Origin of the sequence: Exiguobacterium aurantiacum (assembly GCF_001766415.1) — a bacterium.
GTDB lineage: Bacteria > Bacillota > Bacilli > Exiguobacteriales > Exiguobacteriaceae > Exiguobacterium > Exiguobacterium aurantiacum_A.
Genome location: NZ_MKXO01000001.1, coordinates 1,022,244 through 1,048,656, shown reverse-complemented (window position 1 = coordinate 1,048,656; position 26,413 = coordinate 1,022,244). Strand labels below are relative to the sequence as shown.

The following is a 26,413-nucleotide window of genomic DNA, read 5'->3' as shown; positions in this document are numbered from 1 at the left end:
ATGTAGCATTTTAAGCGTCAAAAAGTTGAATTAAGTTCAAAAGAACGTTAAAATACTCTTTATACGTCTGTACGTTTGTTAGTCGACGCACTAACTTACCATATGAAAATGACCTAAGGAGTGTTTGAATGAATCACACGAATCAATCGAACGGGAAATTAGAGCGGTTCCGTCACGCGGCAAGCGACTCGTTCCGGACGCATCGCCTGTTTTGGATATTTACGATCCTGTTATGGACGAAGTCACTGATCGCGTATCAGTTCTTCTTTAACATGCCACCTGAGAACGCGGTCCAAGCGTTCATTCTGTTCATCAACCCGTTAAGTTTCACGTTGTTCTTGTTTGCCTTTAGTTTCTTCTTCGGAGGCAATAAACGGAAGTGGGCGCTATACGGTCTTTACACGGTGTCCTCGCTCATCTTGTTTGCGGATACAACCTACTACCGTGAGTTCACTGACTTCTTGACTGTGCCGTTATTGTTCCAATCGTCGAACCTAGAGACGTTATCGTCGTCATTCCTGTCGTTGCTTGAATGGAAAGACTTGCTTCTGTTAGGAGATCTCGTCGTGCTTCCGTTCTTGCTCTGGAAAATAAAAGAGACAGGCAAAGCGTCACAACGCCGCGTGTTGCTCACGTTCGGTGCAGCTGCCGCCGTGTTCGGCTTTAACCTTGTCCTCGCAGAGACGGAGCGCCCAGAACTGTTGACGCGTTCGTTCGACCGTGAACTGCTTGTTAAAAACTTAGGCACGTTCAACTTCCACGTCTATGACGCGATGCTTCAAACGAAGACATCGGCGCAAAAAGCGCTCGCGGACGGTTCTGAGCTCGATGAAGTCGAGAACTACACGCGTCAGAACTATGCGGCGCCGGACCCGGACATGTTCGGGAAGTATAAAGGCAAGAACGTCATCGCCATCTCGCTCGAATCGACACAGAGCTTTACACACAATATGAAAGCTTCGAACGGCGAGTACATCACGCCGAACTTGAACAAGTTGATCGACGAGTCTCACTTCTGGCCGAACTATTACCATACGACCGGTCAAGGGAAGACGTCGGACTCTGAGTTCGCGCTCGACAACTCGCTGTACGGATTGTCGCGTGGCGGCGTCTACTTCACGAACGCCGACAACGAATATGATGCGCTTCCTGGTGTCATCAAAGAAGACAACTACTATTCGGCGGTGTTCCACGCCAACAACAAATCGTTCTGGAACCGCGACCAGATGTATCAAAACATCGGAGTCGATGAGTTCTTTGATGAGAAGAGCTACGATTTAGGCGACCCGGCCAACATGACGGAATGGGGTCTCCTCGACGATGAGTTCTTCTTACAGTCGGTACCGATGCTTGAAGAACTGCCGGAACCTTACTTTGCGAAGTTCATCACGCTGACGAACCATTTCCCGTTCACGATGCCGAGTGCGGACCATGAACTCGTTCCGAAATTCGAGACGAACTCGACGACGCTCAATAACTTCCCGCAAGCGCTCGCATATCAAGACTATGCCCTCGGGTTGTTCATTGATGAGTTGAAAAAGAACGGAACATGGGACGATACGATCTTCGTCGTTTACGGTGACCATAACGGCATCTCGACGAACCATAACGCTGCCATGGCCGACTTGCTCGGAAAAGACGAGTTGACGCCATATGACGTGGCAAAACTTCAGTCAGTCCCGTTCGCGATTCACTTGCCTGGTCAAGACAAAGGTGAAGTCCACGAGACGATTGGGAGCCACGTCGATATGAACCCGACGATTCAGCATTTGCTCGGGTTCGATACGTCTGATCAAATCGGGTTCGGGAACGACTTGTTCGCGCCCGAGCGCAACGATCGCGCCATCTTCCGTGACGGTACAATCGTGACAAGCGACTATTTGTTCACCCAGTCAACGTGTTATGACGCCGAGACAGGAGAAGTCGTCGATGACGCGAAAGTATGTACGCCACTTGAAGACAAGGCGAACAAAGTACTTGAGATGAACGATAAGATCATCTATTCGGACTTGCTCCGCTTTAAAGAAAATAACTAAACACGCGAGAGAAAAGATTTTAAAAATCTTTTCTCTCTTTTTTTGTTGTCTGAAAAATAAATCGGCGGCAAAATCGGATCGACTATGGTGGAAATCAGGGTAGGCGAGGTAAGCGATTACATGATTGGTGTACAGGGGAATACGAAGTCGAAACAGCGAGGGAAAGTGAAGAGAGAGAACGAAGTGTGTCGTTATATCCTTATAAAAATGAACGAATCCGCATGCGGACATCTAGGAAAAAGTTGAGGCTCATCGGTTGTCATCGTGCTCATTCTCGGGTAACATCTGAGTTGTTGTGAAGTTATGAACGAACTGTGAATACGGCTTCTATAATTTGATTAAGTTGATTTCTGTGAGAGTCAGAAATCAATTTAAAAATTTTTATAGAGAGGTGTGTTCATTTGGAAAAATTGAATACGGTAAAACAAGAATGGCTCGGGAATCCCCGTGCTGAAGTGATGGCAGGGATCGTTGTGGCCCTTGCACTCATTCCGGAGGCAATCGCCTTCTCACTGATCGCTGGATTAAATCCGATGGTAGGACTATATGCGTCCTTTATCATCGCGATGGTCATTTCGATTACAGGAGGACGCCCCGCGATGATTTCGGCCGCGACGGGCGCGATGGTACTCCTTGTCGTCGATCTCGTAAAAGATTATGGACTTCAGTACTTGCTCGCTGCAGGGATACTAGCTGGTGTGATCCAGATCGTGCTTGGTTTTCTTGGTATAGCTCGTTTAATGAAGTTCATCCCGCGTGCGGTTATGGTCGGCTTCGTTAACGCCCTTGCCATTTTGATCTTCCAAGCCCAGCTTCCGCAATTTGGAGGCGAGACGTGGATCATGTGGGCCATCGTTGCAGCATCGCTTGCGATCATCCTTGTTTTCCCGCGCATCACGTCAGCAATCCCGGCGCCGCTTGTCGCCATCGTGGCGATGACGTTGCTCGTGTTCTTTATGGGACTTGAGACGAAAACGATCGGAGATATGGGGACGATCACGGCAACGCTGCCGATGTTCCTCTTGCCGGACCTCCCGCTCACACTCGAGACACTTATGATCATCTTGCCTTATTCGTTCTCGCTCGCCTTTGTCGGTTTGATTGAGTCGCTATTGACGGCTCAAATCGTCGATGACATGACGGGTACAGATTCGAATAAGAACCGTGAATCAAAAGGTCAAGGGATCGCCAACATCATCGCTGGTTTCTTCGGTGCGATGCCAGGATGTGCGATGATCGGACAATCGGTCATCAACGTCTCGTCTGGAGCACGGGGTCGCTTGTCGACGTTCTCGGCAGGACTTGCGCTCCTCATCATGATCATGACGATGAGTAACATTTTAATGCTGATTCCAGTCGGGGCGCTCGTCGGTGTCATGTTCTTCGTCGCCTATGCGACGTTCGACTGGGGCTCACTCAAAACGCTCAAGACAGGTCAAAAGACCGATTCGCTCGTCATGGTCACGACGGTACTCGCGACCGTGCTCACGCACGACTTGTCGATCGGTGTCATCACCGGAATCGTGACGGCCGCCGTCATCTTCGCCGCGAAAATTTCGCGTGTCGAGCTGAAGCGCCACCAAGACGGACAACGTGCACACTATGAAGTGAACGGACAGCTGTTCTTCGCGTCTACGTCTGACTTTGTCAACCAGTTCGATGTCGAAGCAGATGTCGAAGCAGACGTGAAACAAGTCAGTATCGACTTCGCCAACACCCATCTTTGGGACGATTCGGCCATCGGGGCCATCGATAAAGTCGTCTTCAAATATCGGACGGTTGGAATCGAACCAAAACTGTTAAACTTAAACAAAGATTCAGAGAAGCTGTTGAACACGCTGGCGCTCCATCTTCGTCAACAAGATGCGAACGTCGGCCACTAAAAGGGGGAACTTACAATGAGTAAAATCTTTCTAGCGATTGATGGTTCAGATCATTCGATGCGTGCCACCCAAAAAGCGGTCGAACTCGCCAAAGTGACATCATCTTCAATCGATGTCGTCCATGTCGTGTCACCGAAAGAATCAAAAGAAAGCGCCCTTCAATCGACGGGTAAAATCGATCTTGAAGTGAGACGGAAACAACGTCTTCAAGTGTTTTTCGATGCGATCACCGAAGCGGGCGTTTCGTACGAGTATATCGAACTCCGCGGCGAACCTGACGTTGAACTCGTCAACTACGCCAACCATGAACCGTATGAATTCGTGGTCGTCGGCTCGCGCGGCCTCAATACGTTCCAAGAGTTCGTATTGGGCAGTGTCAGCCACAAGCTTGCTAAACGTTCGTTGTCACCTGTGATCATCGTTCGTTAACAGACAGCGCCACGAGACTTTCGTGGCGCTTTTGCTGTATAGAAAAAGGAGGAGCTTATGACATTGAATTATACGGGAGAACGGGTCATCCCAGATCAAATGGACCCGCTGAACGGTATGTTACTTGAACATATTGCCCGTTATCATTTTTCATTGTTGTACATGGACGGGCGCGTGCTCGACTTTGCGAGCGGTGTCGGATATGGCAGTCAGTTGATTGCGAAAAATTTGAAGGGGCAAGTCGATGAGGTCGTCGCCCTCGATTTATCAGAAGAGACGACACGTTATGCACGAGGCCGATATTATCATCCGAACGTGACCTATGTCGTCGGGGATGTGCTCGATCGAACCTTACCCGAACAACTCGGCACGTTCGACTGTATCGTCAGTTTTGAGACAATCGAGCATGTGGACGATTTTGAAAGGTTCATGGCGAACGTTTGGGAGTTGCTTAAACCGGGTGGTACGCTCGTCTTGTCGACGCCGTTCGGTCAAGGAGTCGGTAAACCGACGAACGAGCCGTTTCACGTCCATCAATTTACAGAACAAGAGTTTACAGCGTTGTTCGATCGGTTCGCCTCGACCGAGTTCTATTACCAACGGGGCGTGCTCGTCGAACCGAAACGACCTGAGCGTCATTATCCGATCGGGATTGCTGTCGCTACAAAATAATAATTGAAAAGGCGATGGAAGTAAAAATCGTCTTACATAACAGAGGAAAAGGAGCAAGATGATGCGAAGACTTCGAAAACCATCCTACTACGGATGGTATATGGTCATGATCGCGGGCCTCGGTGTATTTTTCTCGGGTCCCGGTCAGACGTACTTTATCTCAGTTTTTATCGACCAATACATAACCGATTTTGGCTGGTCGCGCTCTGAAGTATCGAGCGTTTATTCGGCCGCGACGCTCGCCTCGGCAGCCTGTTTATTTTTCGTCGGTCGATTGATCGACCGCTTTGGGCAACGGGCGATGATGGTCATCGCCTCGATATTGCTGGCGGTCGCTTGTCTGTTCAACAGTTACGTCACGAACTTGACGATGCTCTTCTTCGGCATCTGGATGCTCCGCCTGTTCGGGCAAGGGTCGATGACGCTCATCCCGAACACGCTCGTCCCGCAGTGGTTCATCACGAAGCGTGGCCAAGCGCTCAGCTATATGGCAATCGGAGGGTTCTTGAGCTCGGCCGTCTTTCCGCCGCTCAACGTCTGGCTCGTCGGTTTGATCGGTTGGCAAACGACGTGGCAAGTGTGGGGACTGCTCGTGCTCGTCTTGTTCACACCGCTCGCTTATCGTTTCGTCCGCAACCGCCCAGAAGACATCGGACTTTTGCCGGACGGAGGGACGAATCCTCATCCGAGCAATAAATCGACGACGACACCGATTCATATCGACGTCGATTTCACGTTCCAAGAAGCGCTCAAGACACGTGCTTTTTGGCTGATCTTGTCGTGCATCGGCATCCCGGCGCTCGTCAACACAGCGATCACGTTCCACTTGATCTCAATTTTTGAAGAGCAGAGCCTACCACCGGTGACGGCCGCGATCGTCTTGAGCTTGATGGCGATCCTCGGCTTCCCGGTGACGTTCATCGCGGGACGGCTCATCGATGTCGTGAAAATCAATTATGTATTGATCGGTATTTTTGTGACCGAGATCATCTTTATGATCATCCTGCAATATACGTCGACGTTCTCAATCGCGATGCTGTTCGGGGTGATCTGGGGCATCAGTAACGGCTTTGAGCGCATCGCTTTAAACTATGTTTGGCCGTACTACTTCGGTCGGGCCGCGCTCGGCAGCATCAGCGGCCTGGCGACGTCGGTCATGGTACTTGGCTCGGCGGTGGGACCGTTGCCGTTCGGGATCGCCTACGACTTGTTCGGCAACTACGAGTCGATCATTTGGTATTCGCTCGTCTTCCCGGTCATCGGCATCCTCGCCGCCTCATTCGCGGTCAAACCGACGCTCGTGCGCTAATCGAGTCGACGTTCGGCTCGGTTTAGTCGCCGGATCACGAAGGAAGCGGCGACGAGCACCGGCAATTCGATCAACGGCCCGATAACCAAGACGAGGGCGATGAGCGGCTCGTTCGGGAATGCGGTCGTCGCGATGGCGAGCGCGATCGGTGAATTCCGCGCTAGCGTCGTCATTTGCAGACTCGTCACGGCCGCGTCTTCACGCAACAGCTTCTTGCCGACACGGCGGCTTATGGCAAAATTGACGATGAAAAATAACAGCAACGGTGCAATTAACAATCCGAGGATCGAGACGTGCTCGATCAAAAGCCGTCCTTGTGAGGCAAAGATCGACATGACGGCGAGACTTAACAAGATGATTGGCCATAAGCTGACGCGCGCGAGCCGCTGCAACTGGTTCGACTTGGCGAGAAAGTACCTCAGTCCAATCGCTGAGCCGAGCGGGATCGCTAAAACGGATAGACTATGTAGTAACACCGAAACTGAGATCACGCTCGACGTCCCTGTCAAAACATAAAGATAGACCGGTAACAGCGCGAGTTGAAGTATAAGGTTGAGCGGCAAGATGCTGAGCGAGGCGACGACGTCGCCTTTCGCGAGACCGGTGAAGACGATATACCAATCGGTGCATGGCGTGACCATGAGCATGATGAACCCGATCCAAAGCGCCGGGTGGTCGGACAAGAAGACGCTCGCGAGTGCAAATGCGAAGACGGGTGTCCAGACGAAGTTGAGGACGAGACTCGTGATCGTGAACGTGCGGTTTGAAAACGAATGCCGGATTTGGGCGAACGGGATTTGAATGAACGTAAAGAATAGCATCGCCATAAGCAATGGAACGATCGCACCGTCCGCGATTCGACGCAGCGTCTCGATCGTCCCGAACGCGAGACCAGTCACAACAGATAGAAGTATGAATATGGGGTATAATTTCTCGAATCGACTCAAAGGGCCACCTCTTTTCCATTAGCAAAAACGTACCACAAAAAAACCCGATGAACGAGTCATCGAGTGATGAAATAGTATAGCAGTCCGAGCGCCACGAATGAGACCGGGAATAGGACGATATACGTCCAAGACACGAGCGACCAGCTTTTCTTTTGGTTATAGTCTGATTTGTCTTTTCCGAGACCGACCATGATCGTGAAGACGAGGGCGATCAAGCAGACGACTAGCGATAATCCGATTGTGAGATACATCATACCACTTCCTTTAACATAATTAAGCGAGAATTCTCCCACCTCTAAGCGTCTGGGGCGAAGCCCAGCGTAGGTGGGAGATGAATCGCCCGTACATAAACTTCTTGGCCACCCCTGTGACAGATATGACGAACATAAGTTCGTGATTCCGTCAGATTTCCCTTCCCCCGTCGCGGGTATCGGATGAGGAAGGCGTTCATCACGATCATCGGCCGAGAGGAGGGGGAGACATGCTGAAGGGCTACAAATACAGGCTCCACCCGACGTCGGAACAGGCCGATTTCCTCGTCAGGACGATCGGCTGTGCCCGCTTCGTCTACAACAAGCTGCTCGAGGACCGCATCACCATCCACGAGGAGGCGAAGGCTGGGACCGGCCCGAAGCGAAAACTGCCGACACCCGCCTCGTACAAGCCCCTGTTCCCGTTCCTCGCCGAGGCGGACAGCCTCGCGCTCGCGAACGCGAAGCTTCACCTCGACGCGGCGTTCGCGAAGTTCTTCGCCGGGACGGCCGGCTTCCCGGTGTTCAAGTCGAGACGGAAAGCGCGCGCGTCCTACACGACGAACAACCAGCACGGCACGATCCGCATCGAGGGGGACCGGGTCCGGCTGCCGAAGGTCGGGTTCATCCGCTTCACACAGCACCGAATCTTCGACGGCGAGATCCGGTCGGCGACCGTGTCGATGACGAAAGCGGGCAAGTTCTTCGTGTCGCTCCTCGTCGAACAGGACGACGAGCCATGGGTCCCGGCCGAGCACAAGATCGGGATTGATCTCGGCCTCGGGCACTTCGCCGTCATGACGAACGACGCGCTCGTGACGGAGAAGGTCCCGAACCCGCGCAACCTACGCGAGGCCGAGGAACGGCTGAGACGGGCGCAGCGCGCGCTCTCCCGCAAGAAGCCCGGCAGCCGGAACCGCGAGAAGGCGCGGCTCCTATTGGCCAAGAAGCATGAAAAGGTACGGAACCGCCGACATGACTTCCTCCACAAGCTGTCACGACGCATCGTCGACGAGAACCAAGTCGTCGTCGTCGAGACGCTGAAACCGAGGGAGATGATGCAGGACCGCCGCCTGGCAAAATCGATCGGGGACGCCGGGTGGGGCGAGTTCGTCCGCCAGCTCACCTACAAATGCAGGTTCCACGGCCGCACACTGATCCAGGCCGACCCGTGGTTCGCCTCGACCCAGGTCTGTTCGGCCTGTGGCGAGAACGGCGGCAAGAAGGACCTGCACGTCCGCGAGTGGACATGCGCCGTATGCGGCACGCACCACGACCGCGACGTCAACGCGAGCCTCAACCTGTTGAGTCTCGCAGACTAAAACACTCCAGGGCAGGGACTGCCCGACGAGCTTGGTCCACAACCGTGGCTGGTCAAAGCACGGTCTTCCCAAGAAGCTCCCACTTCAGGTTGCGAAGCAAATAAGTGGTGAGTGGTTCACCGTTTCTATACCTAGAATACCGTATCATCAAACAAAAAAACCTCTGAAATGTTGGGATTGTGTGTCCGACAGTCAGAGGTTTTGTCACGTTCATAGAGAGGGGCAGGTCATTCCGCGAATGTCTTGCTGCGGAACATGAACGCCGTGATGATATAGAAGGCGATGATGTGGATCAACACGTAAAACGCTGAGAACCAAATCGTCACGTCCATCGTCTCCATGAAGCCTGGACTTTGATAATAAATGGACAAGTCCGTGTGCAAAAAGACGATCCACTTAGCAATGGCCGGCTTCCATGCGATGAGGAGGCCGCCAATCATCGTCGAGACGAAGTTCGCGAGCACGGTAAAACCGATGACGACACCGACCGATTTGAAGACAACCGAGAACATGAGCGTCAAGAAGATGACGAACACGCCGCTCGACACGCTGAGTAGGACGTTACGGAACTGCTCGAACGTCAAGTTCCCGTCAAGCGTCAAAGCGAAGCCATACGTCACGGCAAGGATGAACACGAACTGGGCGAGCATGATCAGGATTGCGGCAACGAGTTTCGACAGCAAGATCCGGTCACGGGAGTACGGACTCATGAGCAAGTGTTTCAACGTGTCGAACTTCAGTTCATTCCCGATCATCTCAGCGGTGAACACGATCGTGAAAATGCCGAGGAATGTCATCGCGGCCATCGTGGCATAGTTGACGAACGTTGTCGCATCTCCCGACTCGTTTCCACTCGTGACGATGACGTACGTTAAAATGATAATCCCGGTATACATGCCGAGGGCAATCAGCGGCTTGATCGTGCGCCGCCATTTCATAAACTCATTGGCTAGTAATGAACGCATTGTTCATTCCTCCTTCTTTCTTCGTCACTTTGAGGAATTGATCCTCGAGCGTCTCGTACTTCATCCCGATTTGGAAGACGTTGATGTCTTGATTGATGAGTCGTTTCAATAGAACCGGGATATCCGTCTCAGGGCGGGGGACGAGGAACGTCTCAGCCGATTGCTGAACGATTTTCACATCGTCAAACAGCATGGCGGCCGCGTCGAGCGCCTCGTTCATTTGCTCGCGTGATACTTTACATAGAATGACGCCTTCTTCACGCGTCGTCCCGTCTTGGACCGATTTGATTTGACCGTGGTCGATGATTGCGAACCGGTCCGTGATCAGTTCCATCTCACTAAGTAAGTGGCTCGAGATCAAGATGGCGATGCCGCGGTGCTCGGCGAGGTGCCGTAAGTAGTTGCGCAGGTCGGCGATGCCGGCCGGGTCGAGCCCGTTCGTCGGCTCATCGAGAATGAGCACTTTCGGATTGTGGAGGAGCGCACGGGCGATCCCGAGCCGCTGCTTCATTCCGAGCGAGTACTGTTTGACTTTCATGTCGAGCTTCGATTCGAGCCCGACGAGTGCCCCAAGGGCGTTCAAGTCGACTTTTTTCAAATTGGGGATCAAATTCTTGGCGTGGATCAAGTTTTCTCGACCAGTCAAGTAAGGGTAGAACGCCGGGTTTTCGACGATGGCACCGATGCGACTGAGCGCCTCTTGGCGGTCGGTTGATACGTCGAACCCGTCGACGGTAACGGAGCCGTGCGTTGCCGGCATTAGACCGGTGATGATACGGATCGTCGTCGTCTTTCCGGCACCGTTCGGACCGAGGAAGCCGAAGATTTCGCCGGGCGTGACTTCGAAGCTGACGTTGGTCAGAACGTTCGTCTGGCCCAGTTTTTTGTGGACATTTTGGACGGATAACATATTGTCACCTTGCTTTCGTTGAGATTTATTTCCAAGCTTGCTAACATTGTATACGACAAGACTGAAAGAAGGTTTCACCTTTTTTTGAAACAATTGAATCAAACGACAACTTTCACAATTAGTCGATAAGTAAAACTTATTGAATTAGTATGGACGAATTGTGAATTTGAAAGGGTCTTTCGACCTGGAAAGGTGTAGTATGAAGAAGAGAGTAAGAGGCAAGATTTGGCTCTTTTCACGGCCTGAATCAGATGGATGAACTGATTCGTGCGGCCTTAAAAAATGAAAGCGTTCACACATCGGGCGCATAGGAACGGACAGGGGGATTTATTCAATGGGAGAGTCGTCGAACGGTCGCGAGCAATCGCAAACATTTTATGGTCCAAACTTAGGCTACATCGTTGAATTGTACGAGCAATATTTGGAAGACAGAGAATCGGTCGATGCGGAGACGCGTCGTTACTTTGATGAGAACGGTTCACCCGAACAAGCGGTACCGGTCGCACCGGTCGCTTCATTTGATTTGGAGAAAATCGTGGCGGCGACTCGGCTCGTCAATGATATCCGGGCGCTCGGTCATAAAGCGGCTGATATTTATCCGCTCAAGGACCATCCGCGTGAGCACGGGTTGTTTGTGTTCGACCGTTACGGGTTGAACGAGTCAGACCTCGAGCAGATCCCGGCACACTTGCTGTCAGAAGACGTACCGAAGCCCGGCGCGAACGCACTTGAACTCGTCCGTCATTTACTCGACGTCTATACAGGGACGGTCGCCATCGAGTTGCGCCACTTGGATGATATGGAAGAGAAGCGCTGGATTCGCCGCCGCATCGAGCAAGGCGCATTGAAAGCCGCGTACTCGAAAGAAGAGAAGCTTGAGTTGTTCGAGCGTTTAGCCGAGACGGAACTGTTCGAATCGTTCCTTCATAAGACGTACGTCGGACAAAAACGTTTCTCGATCGAAGGACTCGACAGCATGGTCCCGCTCCTTGACGCGATGGTCGGACGGCTCATCTCGAGCGGTTCGGAACACATCAACATCGGGATGGCACACCGTGGACGTTTGAACGTCCTCGCCCATGTGCTCGGTAAACCGTACGAAATGATCTTTGCCGAGTTCCAGCACGCACCGAACAAAGAACTCATTCCGTCAGAAGGTTCGATCGGCATCAACTTCGGCTGGTCGGGCGACGTGAAATACCATCTTGGACTCGATCGCCGCGTGTTAGATGAGAAGAAAGAAGTCCGCTTGAACCTCGCCAACAACCCGAGCCACCTTGAATTCGTCGGCTCGATCGTCGAAGGTTACACGCGTGCCGCGCAAGACGACCGCTCTGCAAAAGGGATGCCGGTCCAACACGATGACAAGGCTGCTTCGATCTTGATCCACGGGGACGCCGCGTTCCCAGGCCAAGGCATCGTCGCCGAGACGCTCAACATGACGAACTTGACGGGCTACCGGACAGGCGGCACCGTTCACGTCATCGCCAACAATACGATCGGCTTCACGACGGACCCGAGCGACTCGCGCTCGACACGTTATGCGAGTGATATCGCCAAAGGCTACGAGATCCCGGTCTTCCACGTCAACGCCGACGACCCGGAAGCGTGTGTCGCCGTCGCGAAATTGTGCAGCGAATACCGTGCCAAGTTCCATAAAGACATCCTTGTCGACTTGGTCGGCTACCGCCGCTATGGACACAACGAGATGGATGAGCCGATGAACACGAACCCGGTTCTATACAAAGCGATCAAAGAACATCAATCGGTCCGTCACGTCTATGCCGATCTTCTCGAAGCAGAAGGCGTCATGACGAAAGAAGACAAAGCGACGATCGAACAATCGATTGAAGATCGCTTGAAGTCAGCGCGCGACCTCGTCCCGGCTGAGGAAGAAGATGCGGACATCGTCTTGCCGGAAGCAGTCTATAAAGGATTCCCTTACGTCGATACGGCAGTCGAACGCGACTTGTTGCAACAGTTGAACGATGAGCTGCTCGTCTGGCCTGAAGGGTTCGGCTTGTTCCATAAGCTTCAAAAAGTACTCGACCGTCGTCGTGACGCGTTCGGGGACAATGGGAAGATCGACTGGGGCCATGCCGAGACGCTCGCCTACGCCTCGATCATCTCGGACGGGACACCGATCCGTTTGAGCGGTCAAGATTCAGAGCGCGGGACGTTCGCGCAACGTAACATCATGTTGAACGACGTCGAGACCGGCAAGAAATTCTCGCCACTCCACGAGTTGTCGACGGCGAAAGCCTCGTTCACGGTGCACAACAGCCCGCTCTCGGAAGGCTCGGTGCTCGGCTTTGAATACGGCTATAACGTGTTCGCACAAGATACGCTCGTGTTGTGGGAAGCGCAGTACGGTGACTTTGCCAACTCGGCCCAAGTCATGTTCGACCAGTTCATCTCGGCTGGTCGTGCGAAATGGGGTCAAAAATCGGGTCTCGTCATGCTATTGCCGCACGGTTACGAAGGACAAGGTCCGGAGCACTCGAGCGCGCGGATGGAACGTTATTTGACGCTCGCCGGTGAAAAGAACTGGACGGTCGCTAATTTGTCGACGGCTGCCCAATACTTCCACATCTTGCGTCGTCAGGCGAAGATGCTTGGTACTGAGCAAATCCGACCGATGATCATCATGACACCGAAGAGCCTGCTTCGTCATCCACTTGCAGCCTCAACGGTCGAAGAGTTGTCAGATGGCAGCTTCTGCCCGATCGTCGAACAAACAGGTCTTGGCGAACAGCCGGACAAAGTCGAACGCCTCGTCTTCTGTTCAGGGAAGATGGCGATCGATCTGCAAGAAGCGACGATGAAATCAGAGGAGTCACTCGACTTCCTCCACATCATCCGCGTCGAAGAAATCTATCCGTTCCCGGTCCGTGAGATTCGCGACGTCATTAGTCGCTACCCGAACGCCAAAGAGATCGTCTGGGTACAAGAAGAACCGAAAAACATGGGAGCTTGGACATACATCGAGCCGCGTCTTGAAGCGGTGACATCGAACCGTCTGAACGTCCGTTACATCGGGCGCCGTCGCCGGTCAAGCCCGGCTGAAGGAAATCCGACAGCACACAAACAAGAACAAGCACGCATCATCCGTGAAGCCTTATCCCGTGACGCCGTCTCAAGTGCGGCTGGAGCGAGCACATACCAAAAAGATCGTAAATAAGTTAAGGGGGAACTCATTGTGATCGAAATTAAAGTACCGGAATTAGCAGAGTCCATTACGGAAGGAACGGTCGCGTCTTGGCTCAAGCAGCCAGGCGACCATGTTGAAAAAGGGGAGGCCATCGTCGAGCTCGAGACAGACAAAGTCAACATCGAAGTGCCGTCCGATGAGTCGGGAACGTTAGAAGAACAACTCGCCGGGGAAGGCGACACGGTCCAAGTCGGTCAAGTCATCGCCCGCTTAAGTTCAGGTTCAGCCGGCGGCACGGCCGTCGCGACGAAGACGAAGACGGAAGCAGCGACAGAAGCTGCTCCGGCTCCAGCCGAGACGAAAACAGAAAAAGTCGGCGAAGCGAAAAAAGTCGAGCGTCGTGAAGAGCACGTGGCAAGCCCAGGTAAAGGCCCGATCGCTACACCGGCGGCACGCAAGCTCGCTCGTGAGCGCGGGATCGACCTCTCGGCCGTTCAGACGAACGACCCGATCGGCCGCATCAACGTCCATGACGTGTCGAACCACAACGCAACACCGACTCCAAAGCCAGAAGCACCGAAAGCACCGGCTGCGGCACCACAACCGGTCGCGAGCGGCAAAGACGAAGAGCGCATCAAGATGACGCGTCGTCGTCAAACGATCGCGAGCCGTCTCGTCGAAGTCCAACAGACGGCGGCGATGCTCACGACGTTCAACGAGATCGACATGACGGCGGTCATGGCGCTCCGGAAACGTCGCCAAGAGAAGTTCATTAAAGATAACGACGTCAAACTCGGCTTCATGTCGTTCTTCACGAAAGCGGCCGTCGCGGCTCTGAAACGGATGCCGTATTTGAACGCTGAGATTCAAGGCAACGAGATCGTCTTGAAGAAATATTACGACATCGGCATCGCCGTATCGGCACCGGACGGACTCGTCGTCCCGGTCGTCCGGGAAGCGGACCGTAAAAACTTTGGCGAGATCGAGAAGGATATCATCCATCTTGCCGACAAGGCGCGCAACAATAAGCTCGGGCTTAGCGACCTGACTGGCGGCACGTTCACGATCACGAACGGCGGCGTGTTCGGTTCACTCTTATCGACACCGATCTTGAACGGACCGCAAGTCGCTATCCTCGGAATGCACACGATCCAACTTCGTCCGATCGCGATCGACGCCGAGACGATGGAGAACCGTCCGATGATGTACGTCGCGCTCTCATACGACCACCGCATCGTCGACGGTCGTGAGGCCGTGACGTTCCTCAAACACATCAAAGATATGATTGAAGATCCAGAACAGTTGTTGTTCGAAGCGTAAAAAACAGGTCCATGTCGCAAGTGACATGGACCTTTCTTATGCAAGCAGCGTCTCATCGAGCGTGATCTCCATGAGAAGGCGGGGCTGTTCGTCTGGACCTGGTCGAGCAAGGCCCGACTCGAGTCTCGATCATTTAATGCATTGAGTCCTTGGAGCAATTGTACTTCTTGATAGCGCGACCACATTTGAACTCCCCCCCACCTACGCTACGCTTAGAGGTGAGGGATTCCTGAGTTATCCGACCCAGCGGCCGAAACCTGATCAGGCTAGCCCCGTCGTCCCGACGGTTGAAGAGGCCAGGATGCGTTCGGCCTCTCGTTTGAGGTTCAGTCCTGCGTTGACATCGCGGTCGTGGTGGACGCCGCAGTTCGGGCACGTCCACTTACGTAAGGCGAGATGTTTCACGTCTTTGTGTTGATGGCCGCAACCTGAGCAGAGCTGGCTCGAGGCGAACGTCTTCCCGACCTTGACGACGGTCTTTCCGTACCAGTCGGCCTTGTATTCGAGCATGCGGTGGAACTCCGACCAGCCGACGTCGGAGATGGCCTTGCTCAATTGGCGGTTCTGCTGCATGTCCTTCACCTGCAGCGTCTCGATCCCGATGACGTCGTGGTTTTTGACGATCTCGGTCGACACCTTGTGCAGGAGGTCGTTGCGTTTGTTTGCAATCTTCTCGTGGATGCGCGCGACCTTGCGCTTTTGCTTCTGGTAGTTCTTCGCCTCGGATAATTTTACGTTCTTGTTCAGGGCGATGAGCCGACGCCGGGACAGCTTGCGCTGCTCGCGGGCGAGCTTCTCCTCTAACGTGCGGAAGTAACGGTCGTTTTTGTACACCGTGCCGTCGGACAGGATGGCAAAGTGCTTCAGCCCGACGTCGACGCCGACAGAGGAGCCGGTCTGTGGGAGCGGCTCGATGTCCTGCTCGGTCTTCAGGGAGACGAAGTACTTGCCCGTCGCGTTCCGGCGGATCGTGGCGCTGAGGATGCGGCCCTCGACCTTCCGTGAGTTGGCGAACCGCATCCACTTCAGCTTCGGCAGCTTGAGCCGGTCCCCGATGATCGAGACCTCTGGGTTTTGCGACTTGCCCTGGATGTTCGTCGTGTACGACTGGACAGGGTTGCGCTTCGACTTGAAGCGCGGGTGCCCGTTCTGTTTCGTGAAGAGACGGTCGTAGCCGTCGGCCAGATGCTTCAACGACCACTGCAGGGCCGTGCTGTCCACCTCTTTCAGCCACGTGAGCTCCTCTTTCATGGACGGCAATACCTCGGAGCACGCGCCGTAGGTCAGTCCTGTACCGCTTGCCTGATAGGTCTCATCCGACTTCGCGAGGAAATGGTTGAAGACGAAGCGGGCGCAACCGAGCGTCTTGATGATCAGGACTTCCTGTTCCTTGGTCGGATAGATCCGAAATCTGTATCCTTTATGTGTCGACACGCCGTTCACCCCCTCTAGGTATTTATACCCAGAAAAGGTCGTGGCGATTCATCGCCCACTTTCGCTAGGGCTTCGCCCTCGTCGCTTTGAAGTGGGCGTATTCTCGCCTATTTTTGATAAATAGTTCCTCCTAAAATAAACATCCACTTTATTCATCGTCAAAATATGGACGACTTGAAGCAAAGTCGGTAATAAACAAGTCGATTTCGTGGAATCGGATAGCGCTTTCGCTATAATGAAAGACGAATCGATAAAAATAGAGGTGAGACGAATGAAACAAAATCAAGCATTGGTCGTCGGGACGCTCATCGCGGTCGCACTCATCGCGGTCGTGGTCGTTCTCTTGAACCGACCGGCCGAGCAGGCAGAGACGGCGGCGCCGGCTACGAGCGAGCACGTGCCGACAGACGGGCAACCGACGCTCGGGGAAGCGGACGCACCGGTCTCGGTCGTCGAGTTCGGGGACTACAAATGTCCGTCTTGTAAACAATGGGGCGAGACGATCTATCCGCAGCTAAAGGCGGACTATATCGATACGGGTGACGCGAGCTTCAGCTATATCAACGTCTTGTTCCACGGACAAGAGTCGATTTTGGCGTCACTCGCTTCAGAATCGGTCTATAAGCAAGACCCGGATGCGTTCTGGGACTTCCATAAGGCACTCTATGGCGCGCAACCGGCGAGCCAGCAGCACGACGAGGCGTGGGTCACGGTCGAACGGTTGAAGCAGATCGCAGGCGAGACGACGTCGGTCGACATGGCGAAGTTCGAAGACGACTTGAGTGAAAACTCGAGCGTGCTTGAACAGGTGAGTCTAGATGACGGATTCGTCAAAGAATACGGGGTCCAGTTCACGCCGTCGATCATGATCAACGGCGTCATGCTAGAAGACCCGTTCGACTATGAGGCGATTGAACGATTGATTGAACAAGGGGCACCATGAAGCAGTCGTTCTTGAGCCGCTACGGCTTGTATCTCGCTTGGCTCGTCGCGCTCACGGCGACGCTCGGCAGTTTATACTTCAGTGAGATTCGCGAGTTCGTCCCGTGCGAACTGTGCTGGATCCAACGTATCTTCATGTATCCACTCGTCTTCGTGCTCGGTATGGCTGTATTCACGAACGATCGTCAAGTGAAGAAATATGTATTGCCGCTAGCAATCGGCGGCGGTATGATTTCACTTTACCATTATCTCGTGCAAAAAGTACCCGGTTTTGCCGACATCAAACCGTGTGTCGAAGGCGTGCCGTGTAACGTGCAGTACATCAACTGGTTCGGCTTCGTGACGATCCCGTTCCTCGCGCTCACGGCGTTCACACTCATCACGCTATTATTGCTCAACATAAAAACGGACAAGTAAGGGGATGGAACGTTTGAAAAAATGGATGCTGATCGGGCTTATGAGTTTACTCACTGTGCTCGCCGCTTGCGGCAATGAGATCGAAGACCCGCTCAACTGGGAGATCGAATCGTTCGACTATATGAACCAGGACGAGGAGATGGTCAGTCTCGACGACTTGAAAGGGAAAGTGTGGATGGCCGACTTCGTGTTCACGAACTGTGAGACGGTTTGCCCACCCATGACGTACAACATGACGAAGCTGAATGAAGCGCTCATCGAAGAAGGCGTCGAGGACGTCCAGTTCGTGTCGTTCAGCGTCGACCCGACCGTCGACACACCGGATAAGATTAAACAGTTCATGTCCGGGTATGACTTGGCAGAAGCCGACTGGCAGTTCTTGACCGGCTATTCGCAAGACGAGATCGAGGCGTTCGCGCAACAGAACTTCAAGGCGCTCGTCCGCAAGCCCGACGAAGGCACGCAAGTCGATCACGCGACTTGGTTCTATCTCGTCGATCAAGACGGAAAAATCGTCAAGGCGTACCAAGGGTTCCAAGACGTACCGATCGAGGATATCGTCAACGATATTAAAATTTTACAGAAATCTTGAGGGCGACGCGATGTCGTCCTTTTTTGCGTATTCAAAAACAGGGGAATCCGGCATGTTGCCGTATAATAAGCAATAGAGGAGAGGATATTTTTGAAAAAAACACTACTCGTTTCATTGATGGGTTTGGCTGCTGTGACGGGTACGGCACTCACACAATATAAACCGCTCGGACGCAAGCCAAAAGCGCTCCAGTCGCCGAATCTTGTCAACGGCAAGTTCCGCAATCAGCTTGAGACACCGATGCGGTTTTCAAGCGATGACATGATCTCGATGTCGAAAGAATTTTTGCATCCGGACTCGCTCCGGAAGCCGAGCGTGCGGTTGCCGGTCGTCCCGATCGACTTCACCGAGACACTCGGCTCGAGCTTCACCCGCATCTATTGGCTTGGCCATTCAGCGATGCTCGTTCAAATGGACGGCAAGACGATGCTCGTCGACCCGATGTTCGGCCGGAGTCCGTCACCGCTCCCGTTCGCGAAGAATGAACGGTTCAGCGAGGACTTGCCGTTCGAGCTCGACGATTTGCCGTCAATCGACGTCGTCTTGCTGACGCATGACCATTACGACCATTTGGACTATGCGACGATTCAAGCGATCAAAGACAAAGTCGCCATGTTCATCGTCCCGCTCGGCGTCGGCAGCCATTTGAAACGTTGGGGCGTCGGGGCCGAACGCATTATCGAACGCGATTGGGGCGACACGTATCAGTTCGGGACGTGGACGTTCGTCTGTGCGCCGGCCCGTCACTTCTCGGGTCGTGCCCTCACCGACCGCAATGCGACGCTTTGGGCGTCATGGGTCGTCATCGGTGAGACGGACCGCTTGTTCTTTAGCGGTGACGGCGGTTACGGTCCTCACTTCAAAGACATTGGGGACGAGTACGGACCGTTCGATTTCGCGGCACTCGAATGCGGGCAATACGATGAGCGTTGGCCGGATGTGCACATGCAGCCACGAGAGACGGCTCAGGCGTTCCGCGACGTGCGGGCCGATAAGATGTTGCCGATCCATTGGGGCGCGTTCACGCTATCGTTCCACGCCTGGTACGACCCGGCCGAGCAGTTGACGCAGTTGTTGCCGCAAGAACACGTACTTACTCCGATGATCGGGGAACGGATCACGCTCGACGGACGCAACGATACAAACACGTGGTGGCGTGACATCGAGGACATGAACAAGCGCTGACCGAATTCGGTCAGCGCTTGTTTTGTTAGGACGAGATCCGTTCGGTCTCGTCCGTTTCGATATAAAGCTTGTGTTTCCGCGTATAGACGAGGAAGGAAGCGGTCATCGCGATTGAACTTACCCCGAACAAGACGACCATGAGCTGCAGACCGATCAAGTCGAGGAAGAAGCCGGTGACGAGCAGGACGACTTGAAAGACGATGCGGTCGAGCATGTTCCGGAACGAGAAGAAGCGTCCGTGATAGTCTTTCGGCATCCGCGTCTGGAAAATCGTCACCGCGGTCGGGAAGAAACAACCGACCGAGAAGCCGAACAAGACGAACGCTGCGATCGAGACGACTGGGATGTCGGCGAAGTACAGCATGAGCTGAGCGATCCCGATCAAAAACGAGAACGTGAACAAGATTGAGAATACGGAGAACTTCTCACCGATCCGTTTGATGACGAACGCGCCGACCATGAAGGCGATCCCTTCTGCCGTATAAATCCAGCCTTTGATCGCGGTCGAATCTTGCAGCTCGCTAATGTTGATGACGAGCAGGTTGAACCCGCCGATGAAGAGGAGCGGGATGAGCGTCATGACGAGCGTCATGAAGATGACCGGGATCGACTTGATGATCGGGAAGACGTCCTTGAATCCGCCTGACGACTTCGTATCGACTTTTCGGGCGGACGGTGTCGTCGTCTCGTCGATGTTCAAGAACCACGTCGCGACAGCGAGCAACAAGTAGGCGACGAGCGAGAGCGCATAGACGTCCCGCAGCGAGATGAGCGTGAGCAAGATACCGGCGATGGCCGTTCCGATGACCCGGGACAGCGTGGAGACGTTCATATGCACCCCGTTCAAGGCGAGCAGCTCGCGTTCCTTGACGATGAGCGGGATGGCTGCTTGGAGCGCCGGGAAGTAAAACGCGGCCGACCCTTGCAGGAAGACGAGGAAGACGACCATCCAAAGCACGCTTCCCGTCTCGATGGCGACGAACATGAAGAGAACGCTGAGCGCCCGGACGACGCTCGAGATGAGCATGATCTTTTTCTTTGAGCCTTGGTCGGTCAAACGGCCGGCGAGCGGTCCGATGGCGACGCCTGCGAGCAGGCCGCCTGCGAGGATGAGCGCTTTGACGAAGTCGGACGGGACTTTCTCCTGCATGAACTCCAAGTTGCCGATGATGCCGAGCCAAAGCCCGAGGCCGGCGACGAACTCCCCGGTCAAGATGATCCAAACGTTGCGATTTTTCCACATATGATTAAGTCCTCGATTCTTATCTGTTAATAATAATTATGCTTGAGAATGATTCATTAAGCCACAAAAAAGAAGCCGGGATTTTAGCTTCTTCTCCCATTCATTAATTCGTGTGAACTGATTATATAAACACTATGATTTCGTAATACAATGTGTGTAAAGGAGGGTGATTGTATGGGAACGATATCTGTTCGACTCAAGGAGGAGGATGAGCGTCTCATTAGAGAATACGCGAAAACCAAGAACCTGGACCTCTCCACGCTTTTTTGGGGCGCTGTCCTGGAACGAATAGAAAATGATCTAGACTTAGAACTTTATCATGAAGCGATGAACGAGCATCAAGAACATTCTGAGGCAATTTCATTCGAAGGTATGATGGAGGATTTGAACTTTGAGACTTAACCTAAAAAGCATTCGTCCGTATTCAGACGAATGCTTCTCTGTCGTTCTTTTGAAGTCAAATATCGCAGTTATCGTCCGTGCACGTCGCACCGCCCGAGAGCACTTGAAGTGTCGGTGCCGATTCGGCCCACGTCTTCTCAAGCACTTGCGTGAACGCCTCGGTCGGCTGGGCGCCTGAGACGCCATACTTGCCGTCAAAGACGAAGAACGGGACGCCGGTGATGCCGAGGTCGCTCGCGCGTCTTTCTTCAGCGCGGACGTCTTCCGTGTATACGTCTGAAGCGAGCACGTCTTTCACGGCGTCAGCATCGAGCCCGACGCTTGTCGCGATCTCGACGAGGACGTCGTGGTCGCCGATATGTTTCGCCTCGATGAAGTACGCTTTGAGGAGCGCTTCCGACAATTCCTTCTCTTTACCGACCGTCTTCGCATAGTGCGTCAACCGGTGCGAGTCGAGCGTGCCGGTGACGACCATGTTGTCAAAGTCATAGTCGAGTCCGACTGATTGAGCTTGAGCGGCGACTTGGGCCGTCGTTGTTTTCGCCTGCTCGAGCGGCATGCTGTATTTCTTCGCGAGCACTTCATAAATCGAACGTGAATCGGTCGTCGGGGCGTTCGGGTCGAGTTCGAAGCTCTTAAACTCCACTTCGACGTTGTCCGCGTGTGGGAACTGTTCGAGTGCTTCTTCTAGACGGCGCTTGCCGATATAACAGAACGGACAGACGTAATCTGACCAAACTTCAATTTTCATAGTGAATCCCTCCTACAGTCAGTGTAGGATGTCTTGAAATTGAAGTAAATGAATGTGCTCACAAAAAAAGCCCTCACGAGGAGGACTTAAAAGACGTACCAGAACACGCAGACGAAGTGGGCGAAGCTGCCGAACAAGATGAACAAGTGGAACACCTCGTGGAAGCCCCAACCGCGCCAGTTGACGAACTTCGGTTTGAAGCCGTAGATGAGACCGCCGACCGTGTACATGAAGCCTCCGAGCAAGAGCCAAAAGATGCCGCCGTTGCCGATCACGCTATGGAGCGGTCCGATGAAGAAGACCGACAGCCAGCCCATGCCGATGTAGAGAGCAGTCGACAAGAAGCGTGGGGCGTGGAACCAGACAAGTTTGAAGATGATGCCGAACAAGGCGAGGACGTGGACGATACCGAACAGCACCCAGCGCATCGGGCTTTCGAGCGCGAGGAGTGTGAGCGGGGCGTATGTCCCGGCGATCAAAGCGTAAATCATCGCATGATCGATTCGTCGGAAGAACGCGATGACTTTCGGCGAGGCGATGATGCTGTGGTAGAGACCAGACGATAAGTAAAGAAAGACGAGACTGATTCCGAACAAAATCGCCGCCATGATGGCGAGCGGTGAGCCGAGCAGTGACGCTTTCACCGTCATCGCGATCAAGGCGATGAAGGCGAGTACCGCTCCGGCGAGATGGGTCAGCGCGTTAATAGGTTCCCGAAAAATCGAATTCATGCAAAAACACTCCTTATGACGTCATGTAGTATCCATAACTACATGATAAGCGGTATGGGCAAGAAGAACAAGGTTTTTGTTTCGACAAACGACGATTGTCCGTATACTGAAAGTGAGGTGATTCGATGAAACCGAACGAGATTGTACGGACGGAAGGCACGCTCCCGAAAGCGGTATTGCCGACGATCGACTTATATATGGACCAAGTCATCCAACTGTTCGAGCAGCATTACGGCAAGATGAAACGTAATGAAGACGAGACGATTTTAACGAAGACGATGATCAACAACTACGCTAAAGGCAAGTTGTTCCATCCCGTCAAAAACAAGAAGTACACGAACGAGCATTTGATGCTCCTCGGGTTGATCTATGAGATGAAAGGGCTGTTGTCGATCAACGACATCAAAGAGACGCTCCGGCCGCTGAACGAATCGGACGAGGCGTTCTCGCTCGAAGACTTTTACGACGCCTATCAAGCTCAGAAAGAACAGAACTTGCAGGCGTTCGAGACGCAAGCCGAGACGCTGCTCGCGAACGTGAAAGCGACTGAAGCAAGTGAAATCCAACAGTCGCTCGCCATCGCCTCGGCCGTGCATATGAGCCACTTGTACCAACGGCTCGCCGAACGGTTGATCGACGAAAGTAAATAAAAATGTCCCCTAGACTCCGTTTGTAGTCTAGGGGACATTTTGTCATTTTAGATGTTCGCGTTCGAAGCGCTCACCTTTGTTGTACATTTTAATGACGAGAAGTGGTGCTAAATAACTGATGGTCACAAGAATGAAAAGCGTCCATAAGAGATTATAATCTAACATTAGACGCTCATACGTGAACGATAAAAACAAAATGACGGTGATATGAACTAACGGGTGGAGGTGCCTGAGCAAGGCGTTGAGCACACTACTGATGAACACAGTCAAAATCACGAGCATGAACAAGAAAAACGCAATCAACAACCACATGTAGTCCATACGTCACCACCAAGTTAATTATTGATGTACTTCTCGAACACGTCACCGAAATCTTTTCGGTTCCATTCGTGATAGTGGCCTTGGAGCCAGTCGAACGATTGTTTCGACAAGTCTTTGAACGTCGTCGCGACGTTCATGTCCCCTTGACGGAGGCCACTCAGAACTGACACGGAATGCGTGAGCGACGCGTTGGCGAACTCGAGCATCTTCCGGCCTTCACGCTGTTTATCAGCGATGGCGAGGAGTGATTTGTACAAGTCTTTGACGTGCTCGATTTGCTTTTTGTTTACGTCGATCGAGTATGGCTTATCGCCGATTGTGAACTTGATCTCGACGTCTAAGTCGACCGTGCCGGCCGTCTCGAACATGACGTGTTGGAGCGGGTGTTGCGCGTACGGATAACGATACAAGACGCGCTTCGAACTGATGGCGCTCGCGCCGTCGAGATGGATCATCGCGAGGTTCGTGAAGCAGTACTCATCCGATTTCGACTTGATCAAGAAGTAAATCTTCTCGTTGTCCTCATGTAAGACGTAATCGTCGGCATCGGCCTTGTCGAAGTCTTTCGGGTCGATGACTTCACCGATATCGCTAAAGCCTGTCAAATCAGAAGCTAGTTTTTTGAACATGTACAGTCTCTCCTCAGTAGTGGATTTTGTGCATCTCGACCGGGTCGGACCCGGTCCGCTCGTTCCGGTTGAGTCCGTCGATCGCTGCCATGTCTTCTTTCGTCAACGTGAAGTCGAATACCTGTATGTTTTCACGAATCCGACTCGGTGTGACCGATTTCGGGATGACGGCGACACCGTTTTGAAGATGCCAGCGTAAGATGACTTGGGCCGGGGACTTGCCGTACTTGCTCGCGATGTCGACGATCGTCGCATCCTCGAGCGCCTCACGACCTTTCATGAGCGGACTCCACGCTTGGATCTGGATGTCGTAGCGCTTGCAGTACGCGATCAATTCTTTTTGGGACAAGTATGGGTGGATCTCAACTTGATTCACCGCCGGTACGATCGCACACGATTGGATGATCTGTTCGAGGTGTTGAATCTCGAAGTTCGAGACGCCGATGGCCCGTACTTTGCCTTCCTCATACAACTGTTCGAGCGCTTTGTACGTCTCGACGAACTTACCGAAGCGCGGCATCGGCCAATGGATCAAGAACAAGTCGACATAGTCGAGGCCAAGTCGGTCGAGGCTGTCTTGAAACGCCTGGAGCGCCTCGTCGTAGCCGTGAAACTCGTTCCACAGCTTCGTCGTCACGAAGATGTCTTCGCGCGGGACGCTCGACTCACGGATCGCCTGCCCGACGCTCTCTTCGTTCTGATAGATGGCGGCCGTGTCGATCAACCGGTAGCCGGCGTCGAGTGCCGCCTTGACCGTGTCGACCGTGACCGCCCCGTCTTCAACTTTGTACACGCCGAGCCCGAGCATCGGCAGTTTCACATCATTATTGAGTGTTGTCCATTCCATAATTTGATTCCCTCCCTCTCACATCTAACGTTACCGAAAATCACGACAAAGTGAAAGCGAAACCTATAGCCGAATGCTTTCTCCGTGCGCCTTGATCACGATTTGATCGCGTTCGAGCTTAGCTGCGGCGACGAGGCGGTCATACGGCTCCTCGACCGGCTCGTACGATAAGACGAACGTGTCCCAGTGCATCGGGAAGAACCGTTTCGCTCCGCTCTGCTTGAACATCGTCCACGCTTGTTCCGGGGTGCAGTGCGCTTCCTGGAACGAGTCCGGTTGATACGCACCGATCGGGAAGAAGGCGAGGTCGATCGGTTCTTTGCTCGCGAGCCCGTTGAACGCTTCGGTGTACGCCGTGTCGCCGGCGAACAGCATACGGACGCCTTTATATTTCAAAACGTAGCCGTTATAGCCCATATGTTTGTCCCACGGGAAGCGGTTGCCCCAATGCGCGACTGGGATCGCTTGGACGTTAAGTCCGTTCGCGAGTGTCAACTTGTCGTGGGGATGCATCTCGAGCGTCTGTAGGCTCGGATAGTGACGCAACAGTTTGCTCGTCCCCGGTGCCGAGATGACGACCGTGTCACGTGTGATGAGCCGCTTCAAACTTTTATGGTCGAAGTGGTCCATATGGGCGTGGCTGAGCAAGATGACGTCGACGTGACCGATCTCTTCGATCGAGAGGGCAGGGGCGGTATGCCGTTTCATACCGAACGTGACGGGACCGACGTGGACACCGATCCGTTTTGAGAATACCGGGTCGGTCAAAATTTTGAGGCCGTACCAATGGATGAGCACGGTCGAGTGGCCGATCCACGTGGCGCTCACGCTCGTCTCGTCGAAAATGGACAAGTCCGGTTTGATCGGCGCCTCTTTAAAGTCAGGACGCGGTAACCGCTGTTTCAGTCGTGTATAAAAGAACGTGCCGACGCTTGCCAAGACAGCGCTCGGGACGAGTAAGTTGCGTAATTTCATGTGAGTCACCTCGATATATAGGATAGTTTCATCTTAACGCTGACGACTAAGACATGCATCCGCCCATAGGCGTAGAAACAATGGGAGATTGTGGGTTTG

Annotated in this window: 26 protein-coding genes; 14 read left to right on the top strand and 12 right to left on the bottom strand. The window is 53.3% G+C overall.

Translation table 11 applies throughout. The features are described 5' to 3' along the window. Window positions 1-128 precede the first annotated feature (128 nt). From BJU60_RS05305 to BJU60_RS05285, 5 genes are all read left to right on the top strand, one after another. Window positions 129-2,036, top strand: coding sequence for an LTA synthase family protein (locus BJU60_RS05305; protein WP_083273992.1), 1,908 nt, complete (start codon window positions 129-131; stop codon window positions 2,034-2,036). Between the two features lie 401 nt (window positions 2,037-2,437). After that, window positions 2,438-3,919 (top strand): SulP family inorganic anion transporter, encoded by a 1,482-nt coding sequence (locus BJU60_RS05300; RefSeq protein ID WP_141737219.1) that lies wholly within the window; start codon window positions 2,438-2,440, stop codon window positions 3,917-3,919. 15 nt (window positions 3,920-3,934) lie between these two features. Further along, window positions 3,935-4,348 (top strand): universal stress protein, encoded by a 414-nt coding sequence (locus tag BJU60_RS05295; RefSeq protein WP_070327803.1) that lies wholly within the window; start codon window positions 3,935-3,937, stop codon window positions 4,346-4,348. 57 nt (window positions 4,349-4,405) lie between these two features. Then, on the top strand, window positions 4,406-5,020 hold the full coding sequence (locus BJU60_RS05290; RefSeq protein ID WP_070327802.1) for a class I SAM-dependent methyltransferase: 615 nt from the start codon (window positions 4,406-4,408) through the stop codon (window positions 5,018-5,020). Between the two features lie 58 nt (window positions 5,021-5,078). After that, window positions 5,079-6,329 (top strand): MFS transporter, encoded by a 1,251-nt coding sequence (locus BJU60_RS05285; RefSeq protein ID WP_070327801.1) that lies wholly within the window; start codon window positions 5,079-5,081, stop codon window positions 6,327-6,329. Here BJU60_RS05285 and BJU60_RS05280 read toward each other — a convergent pair. Further along, window positions 6,326-7,228 carry an arsenic resistance protein gene (locus BJU60_RS05280; protein WP_083274029.1) on the bottom strand — a complete coding sequence of 301 codons (903 nt, stop codon included), beginning with the start codon at window positions 7,226-7,228 and terminating at the stop codon, window positions 6,326-6,328. The genes BJU60_RS05285 and BJU60_RS05280 overlap by 4 nt on opposite strands. Before the next feature lie 104 nt (window positions 7,229-7,332). Next, the gene (locus BJU60_RS05275) at window positions 7,333-7,527 is read right to left on the bottom strand and encodes a hypothetical protein (RefSeq protein WP_254281644.1); all 195 of its coding nucleotides are present in this window, start codon (window positions 7,525-7,527) and stop codon (window positions 7,333-7,335) included. 230 nt (window positions 7,528-7,757) lie between these two features. On the opposite strand from BJU60_RS05275, the gene BJU60_RS05270 reads away from it, so the two are divergent. Further along, a complete protein-coding gene (locus BJU60_RS05270; protein WP_070327798.1) occupies window positions 7,758-8,849 on the top strand; it encodes an RNA-guided endonuclease TnpB family protein in 1,092 nt (363 codons plus the stop codon). 227 nt (window positions 8,850-9,076) lie between these two features. On the opposite strand, the gene BJU60_RS05265 is transcribed toward BJU60_RS05270, so the two are convergent. Together BJU60_RS05265 and BJU60_RS05260 are read right to left on the bottom strand one after the other, a co-directional pair. Beyond that, window positions 9,077-9,814, bottom strand: coding sequence for an ABC transporter permease subunit (locus BJU60_RS05265; RefSeq protein WP_070327797.1), 738 nt, complete (start codon window positions 9,812-9,814; stop codon window positions 9,077-9,079). Then, complete coding sequence (locus BJU60_RS05260) at window positions 9,792-10,724, bottom strand: ABC transporter ATP-binding protein (RefSeq protein WP_070327796.1); 933 nt, start codon at window positions 10,722-10,724, stop codon at window positions 9,792-9,794. Before BJU60_RS05260 ends, BJU60_RS05265 begins: the two co-directional genes overlap by 23 nt. A gap of 334 nt (window positions 10,725-11,058) precedes the next feature. Between BJU60_RS05260 and BJU60_RS05255 the strand changes: the two genes are divergently transcribed. Both BJU60_RS05255 and odhB read left to right on the top strand, forming a co-directional pair. Further along, window positions 11,059-13,905, top strand: coding sequence for a 2-oxoglutarate dehydrogenase E1 component (locus BJU60_RS05255; RefSeq protein ID WP_070327795.1), 2,847 nt, complete (start codon window positions 11,059-11,061; stop codon window positions 13,903-13,905). 18 nt (window positions 13,906-13,923) lie between these two features. Further along, entirely contained in the window at window positions 13,924-15,195 is a 1,272-nt protein-coding gene (odhB, locus tag BJU60_RS05250) for a 2-oxoglutarate dehydrogenase complex dihydrolipoyllysine-residue succinyltransferase (protein ID WP_070327794.1), read from the top strand. 261 nt (window positions 15,196-15,456) lie between these two features. Here the strand turns inward: odhB and tnpB are convergent, their stop codons facing one another. After that, on the bottom strand, window positions 15,457-16,629 hold the full coding sequence (tnpB, locus tag BJU60_RS05245) for an IS200/IS605 family element RNA-guided endonuclease TnpB (protein ID WP_070327793.1): 1,173 nt from the start codon (window positions 16,627-16,629) through the stop codon (window positions 15,457-15,459). A 271-nt stretch (window positions 16,630-16,900) separates the two neighbouring features. Here tnpB and BJU60_RS05240 point away from each other — a divergent pair, with 271 nt between their 5' ends. From BJU60_RS05240 to BJU60_RS05225, 4 genes are all read left to right on the top strand, one after another. Continuing rightward, complete coding sequence (locus BJU60_RS05240) at window positions 16,901-17,572, top strand: DsbA family protein (RefSeq protein WP_070327792.1); 672 nt, start codon at window positions 16,901-16,903, stop codon at window positions 17,570-17,572. Continuing rightward, window positions 17,569-17,988 (top strand): disulfide oxidoreductase, encoded by a 420-nt coding sequence (locus BJU60_RS05235; protein WP_070327791.1) that lies wholly within the window; start codon window positions 17,569-17,571, stop codon window positions 17,986-17,988. The genes BJU60_RS05240 and BJU60_RS05235 overlap by 4 nt, the downstream gene beginning before the upstream one ends. 4 nt (window positions 17,989-17,992) lie before the next feature. Further along, a complete protein-coding gene (locus BJU60_RS05230) occupies window positions 17,993-18,580 on the top strand; it encodes an SCO family protein (protein ID WP_070327790.1) in 588 nt (195 codons plus the stop codon). 90 nt (window positions 18,581-18,670) lie between these two features. Further along, window positions 18,671-19,765, top strand: a complete 1,095-nt coding sequence (locus BJU60_RS05225) for an MBL fold metallo-hydrolase (protein WP_254281643.1) — start codon at window positions 18,671-18,673, stop codon at window positions 19,763-19,765. A gap of 25 nt (window positions 19,766-19,790) precedes the next feature. Here the strand turns inward: BJU60_RS05225 and BJU60_RS05220 are convergent, their stop codons facing one another. Continuing rightward, the gene (locus BJU60_RS05220; protein ID WP_070327789.1) at window positions 19,791-21,008 is read right to left on the bottom strand and encodes an MFS transporter; all 1,218 of its coding nucleotides are present in this window, start codon (window positions 21,006-21,008) and stop codon (window positions 19,791-19,793) included. Window positions 21,009-21,182: 174 nt separating this feature from the next. On the opposite strand from BJU60_RS05220, the gene relB reads away from it, so the two are divergent. Then, window positions 21,183-21,410: a type II toxin-antitoxin system RelB family antitoxin gene (gene relB, locus BJU60_RS05215; protein ID WP_070327788.1), complete on the top strand. Its 228-nt coding sequence runs from the start codon at window positions 21,183-21,185 to the stop codon at window positions 21,408-21,410. A gap of 55 nt (window positions 21,411-21,465) precedes the next feature. Here the strand turns inward: relB and BJU60_RS05210 are convergent, their stop codons facing one another. After that, window positions 21,466-22,161 carry a DsbA family oxidoreductase gene (locus BJU60_RS05210; RefSeq protein WP_070327787.1) on the bottom strand — a complete coding sequence of 232 codons (696 nt, stop codon included), beginning with the start codon at window positions 22,159-22,161 and terminating at the stop codon, window positions 21,466-21,468. 86 nt (window positions 22,162-22,247) lie between these two features. Beyond that, on the bottom strand, window positions 22,248-22,892 hold the full coding sequence (trhA, locus tag BJU60_RS05205; RefSeq protein ID WP_070327786.1) for a PAQR family membrane homeostasis protein TrhA: 645 nt from the start codon (window positions 22,890-22,892) through the stop codon (window positions 22,248-22,250). 125 nt (window positions 22,893-23,017) lie between these two features. Between trhA and BJU60_RS05200 the strand changes: the two genes are divergently transcribed. After that, window positions 23,018-23,542, top strand: coding sequence for a DUF1836 domain-containing protein (locus BJU60_RS05200; RefSeq protein ID WP_070327785.1), 525 nt, complete (start codon window positions 23,018-23,020; stop codon window positions 23,540-23,542). Between the two features lie 42 nt (window positions 23,543-23,584). On the opposite strand, the gene BJU60_RS05195 is transcribed toward BJU60_RS05200, so the two are convergent. The 4 genes from BJU60_RS05195 to BJU60_RS05180 form a co-directional block, all read right to left on the bottom strand. Next, window positions 23,585-23,863 carry a hypothetical protein gene (locus BJU60_RS05195; RefSeq protein ID WP_070327784.1) on the bottom strand — a complete coding sequence of 93 codons (279 nt, stop codon included), beginning with the start codon at window positions 23,861-23,863 and terminating at the stop codon, window positions 23,585-23,587. Between the two features lie 14 nt (window positions 23,864-23,877). Then, window positions 23,878-24,492 (bottom strand): PH domain-containing protein, encoded by a 615-nt coding sequence (locus BJU60_RS05190; RefSeq protein WP_070327783.1) that lies wholly within the window; start codon window positions 24,490-24,492, stop codon window positions 23,878-23,880. Between the two features lie 13 nt (window positions 24,493-24,505). Continuing rightward, window positions 24,506-25,339: an aldo/keto reductase gene (locus BJU60_RS05185; RefSeq protein ID WP_070327782.1), complete on the bottom strand. Its 834-nt coding sequence runs from the start codon at window positions 25,337-25,339 to the stop codon at window positions 24,506-24,508. A gap of 63 nt (window positions 25,340-25,402) precedes the next feature. Next, a complete protein-coding gene (locus BJU60_RS05180; RefSeq protein ID WP_070327781.1) occupies window positions 25,403-26,314 on the bottom strand; it encodes an MBL fold metallo-hydrolase in 912 nt (303 codons plus the stop codon). Window positions 26,315-26,413 lie beyond the last annotated feature (99 nt).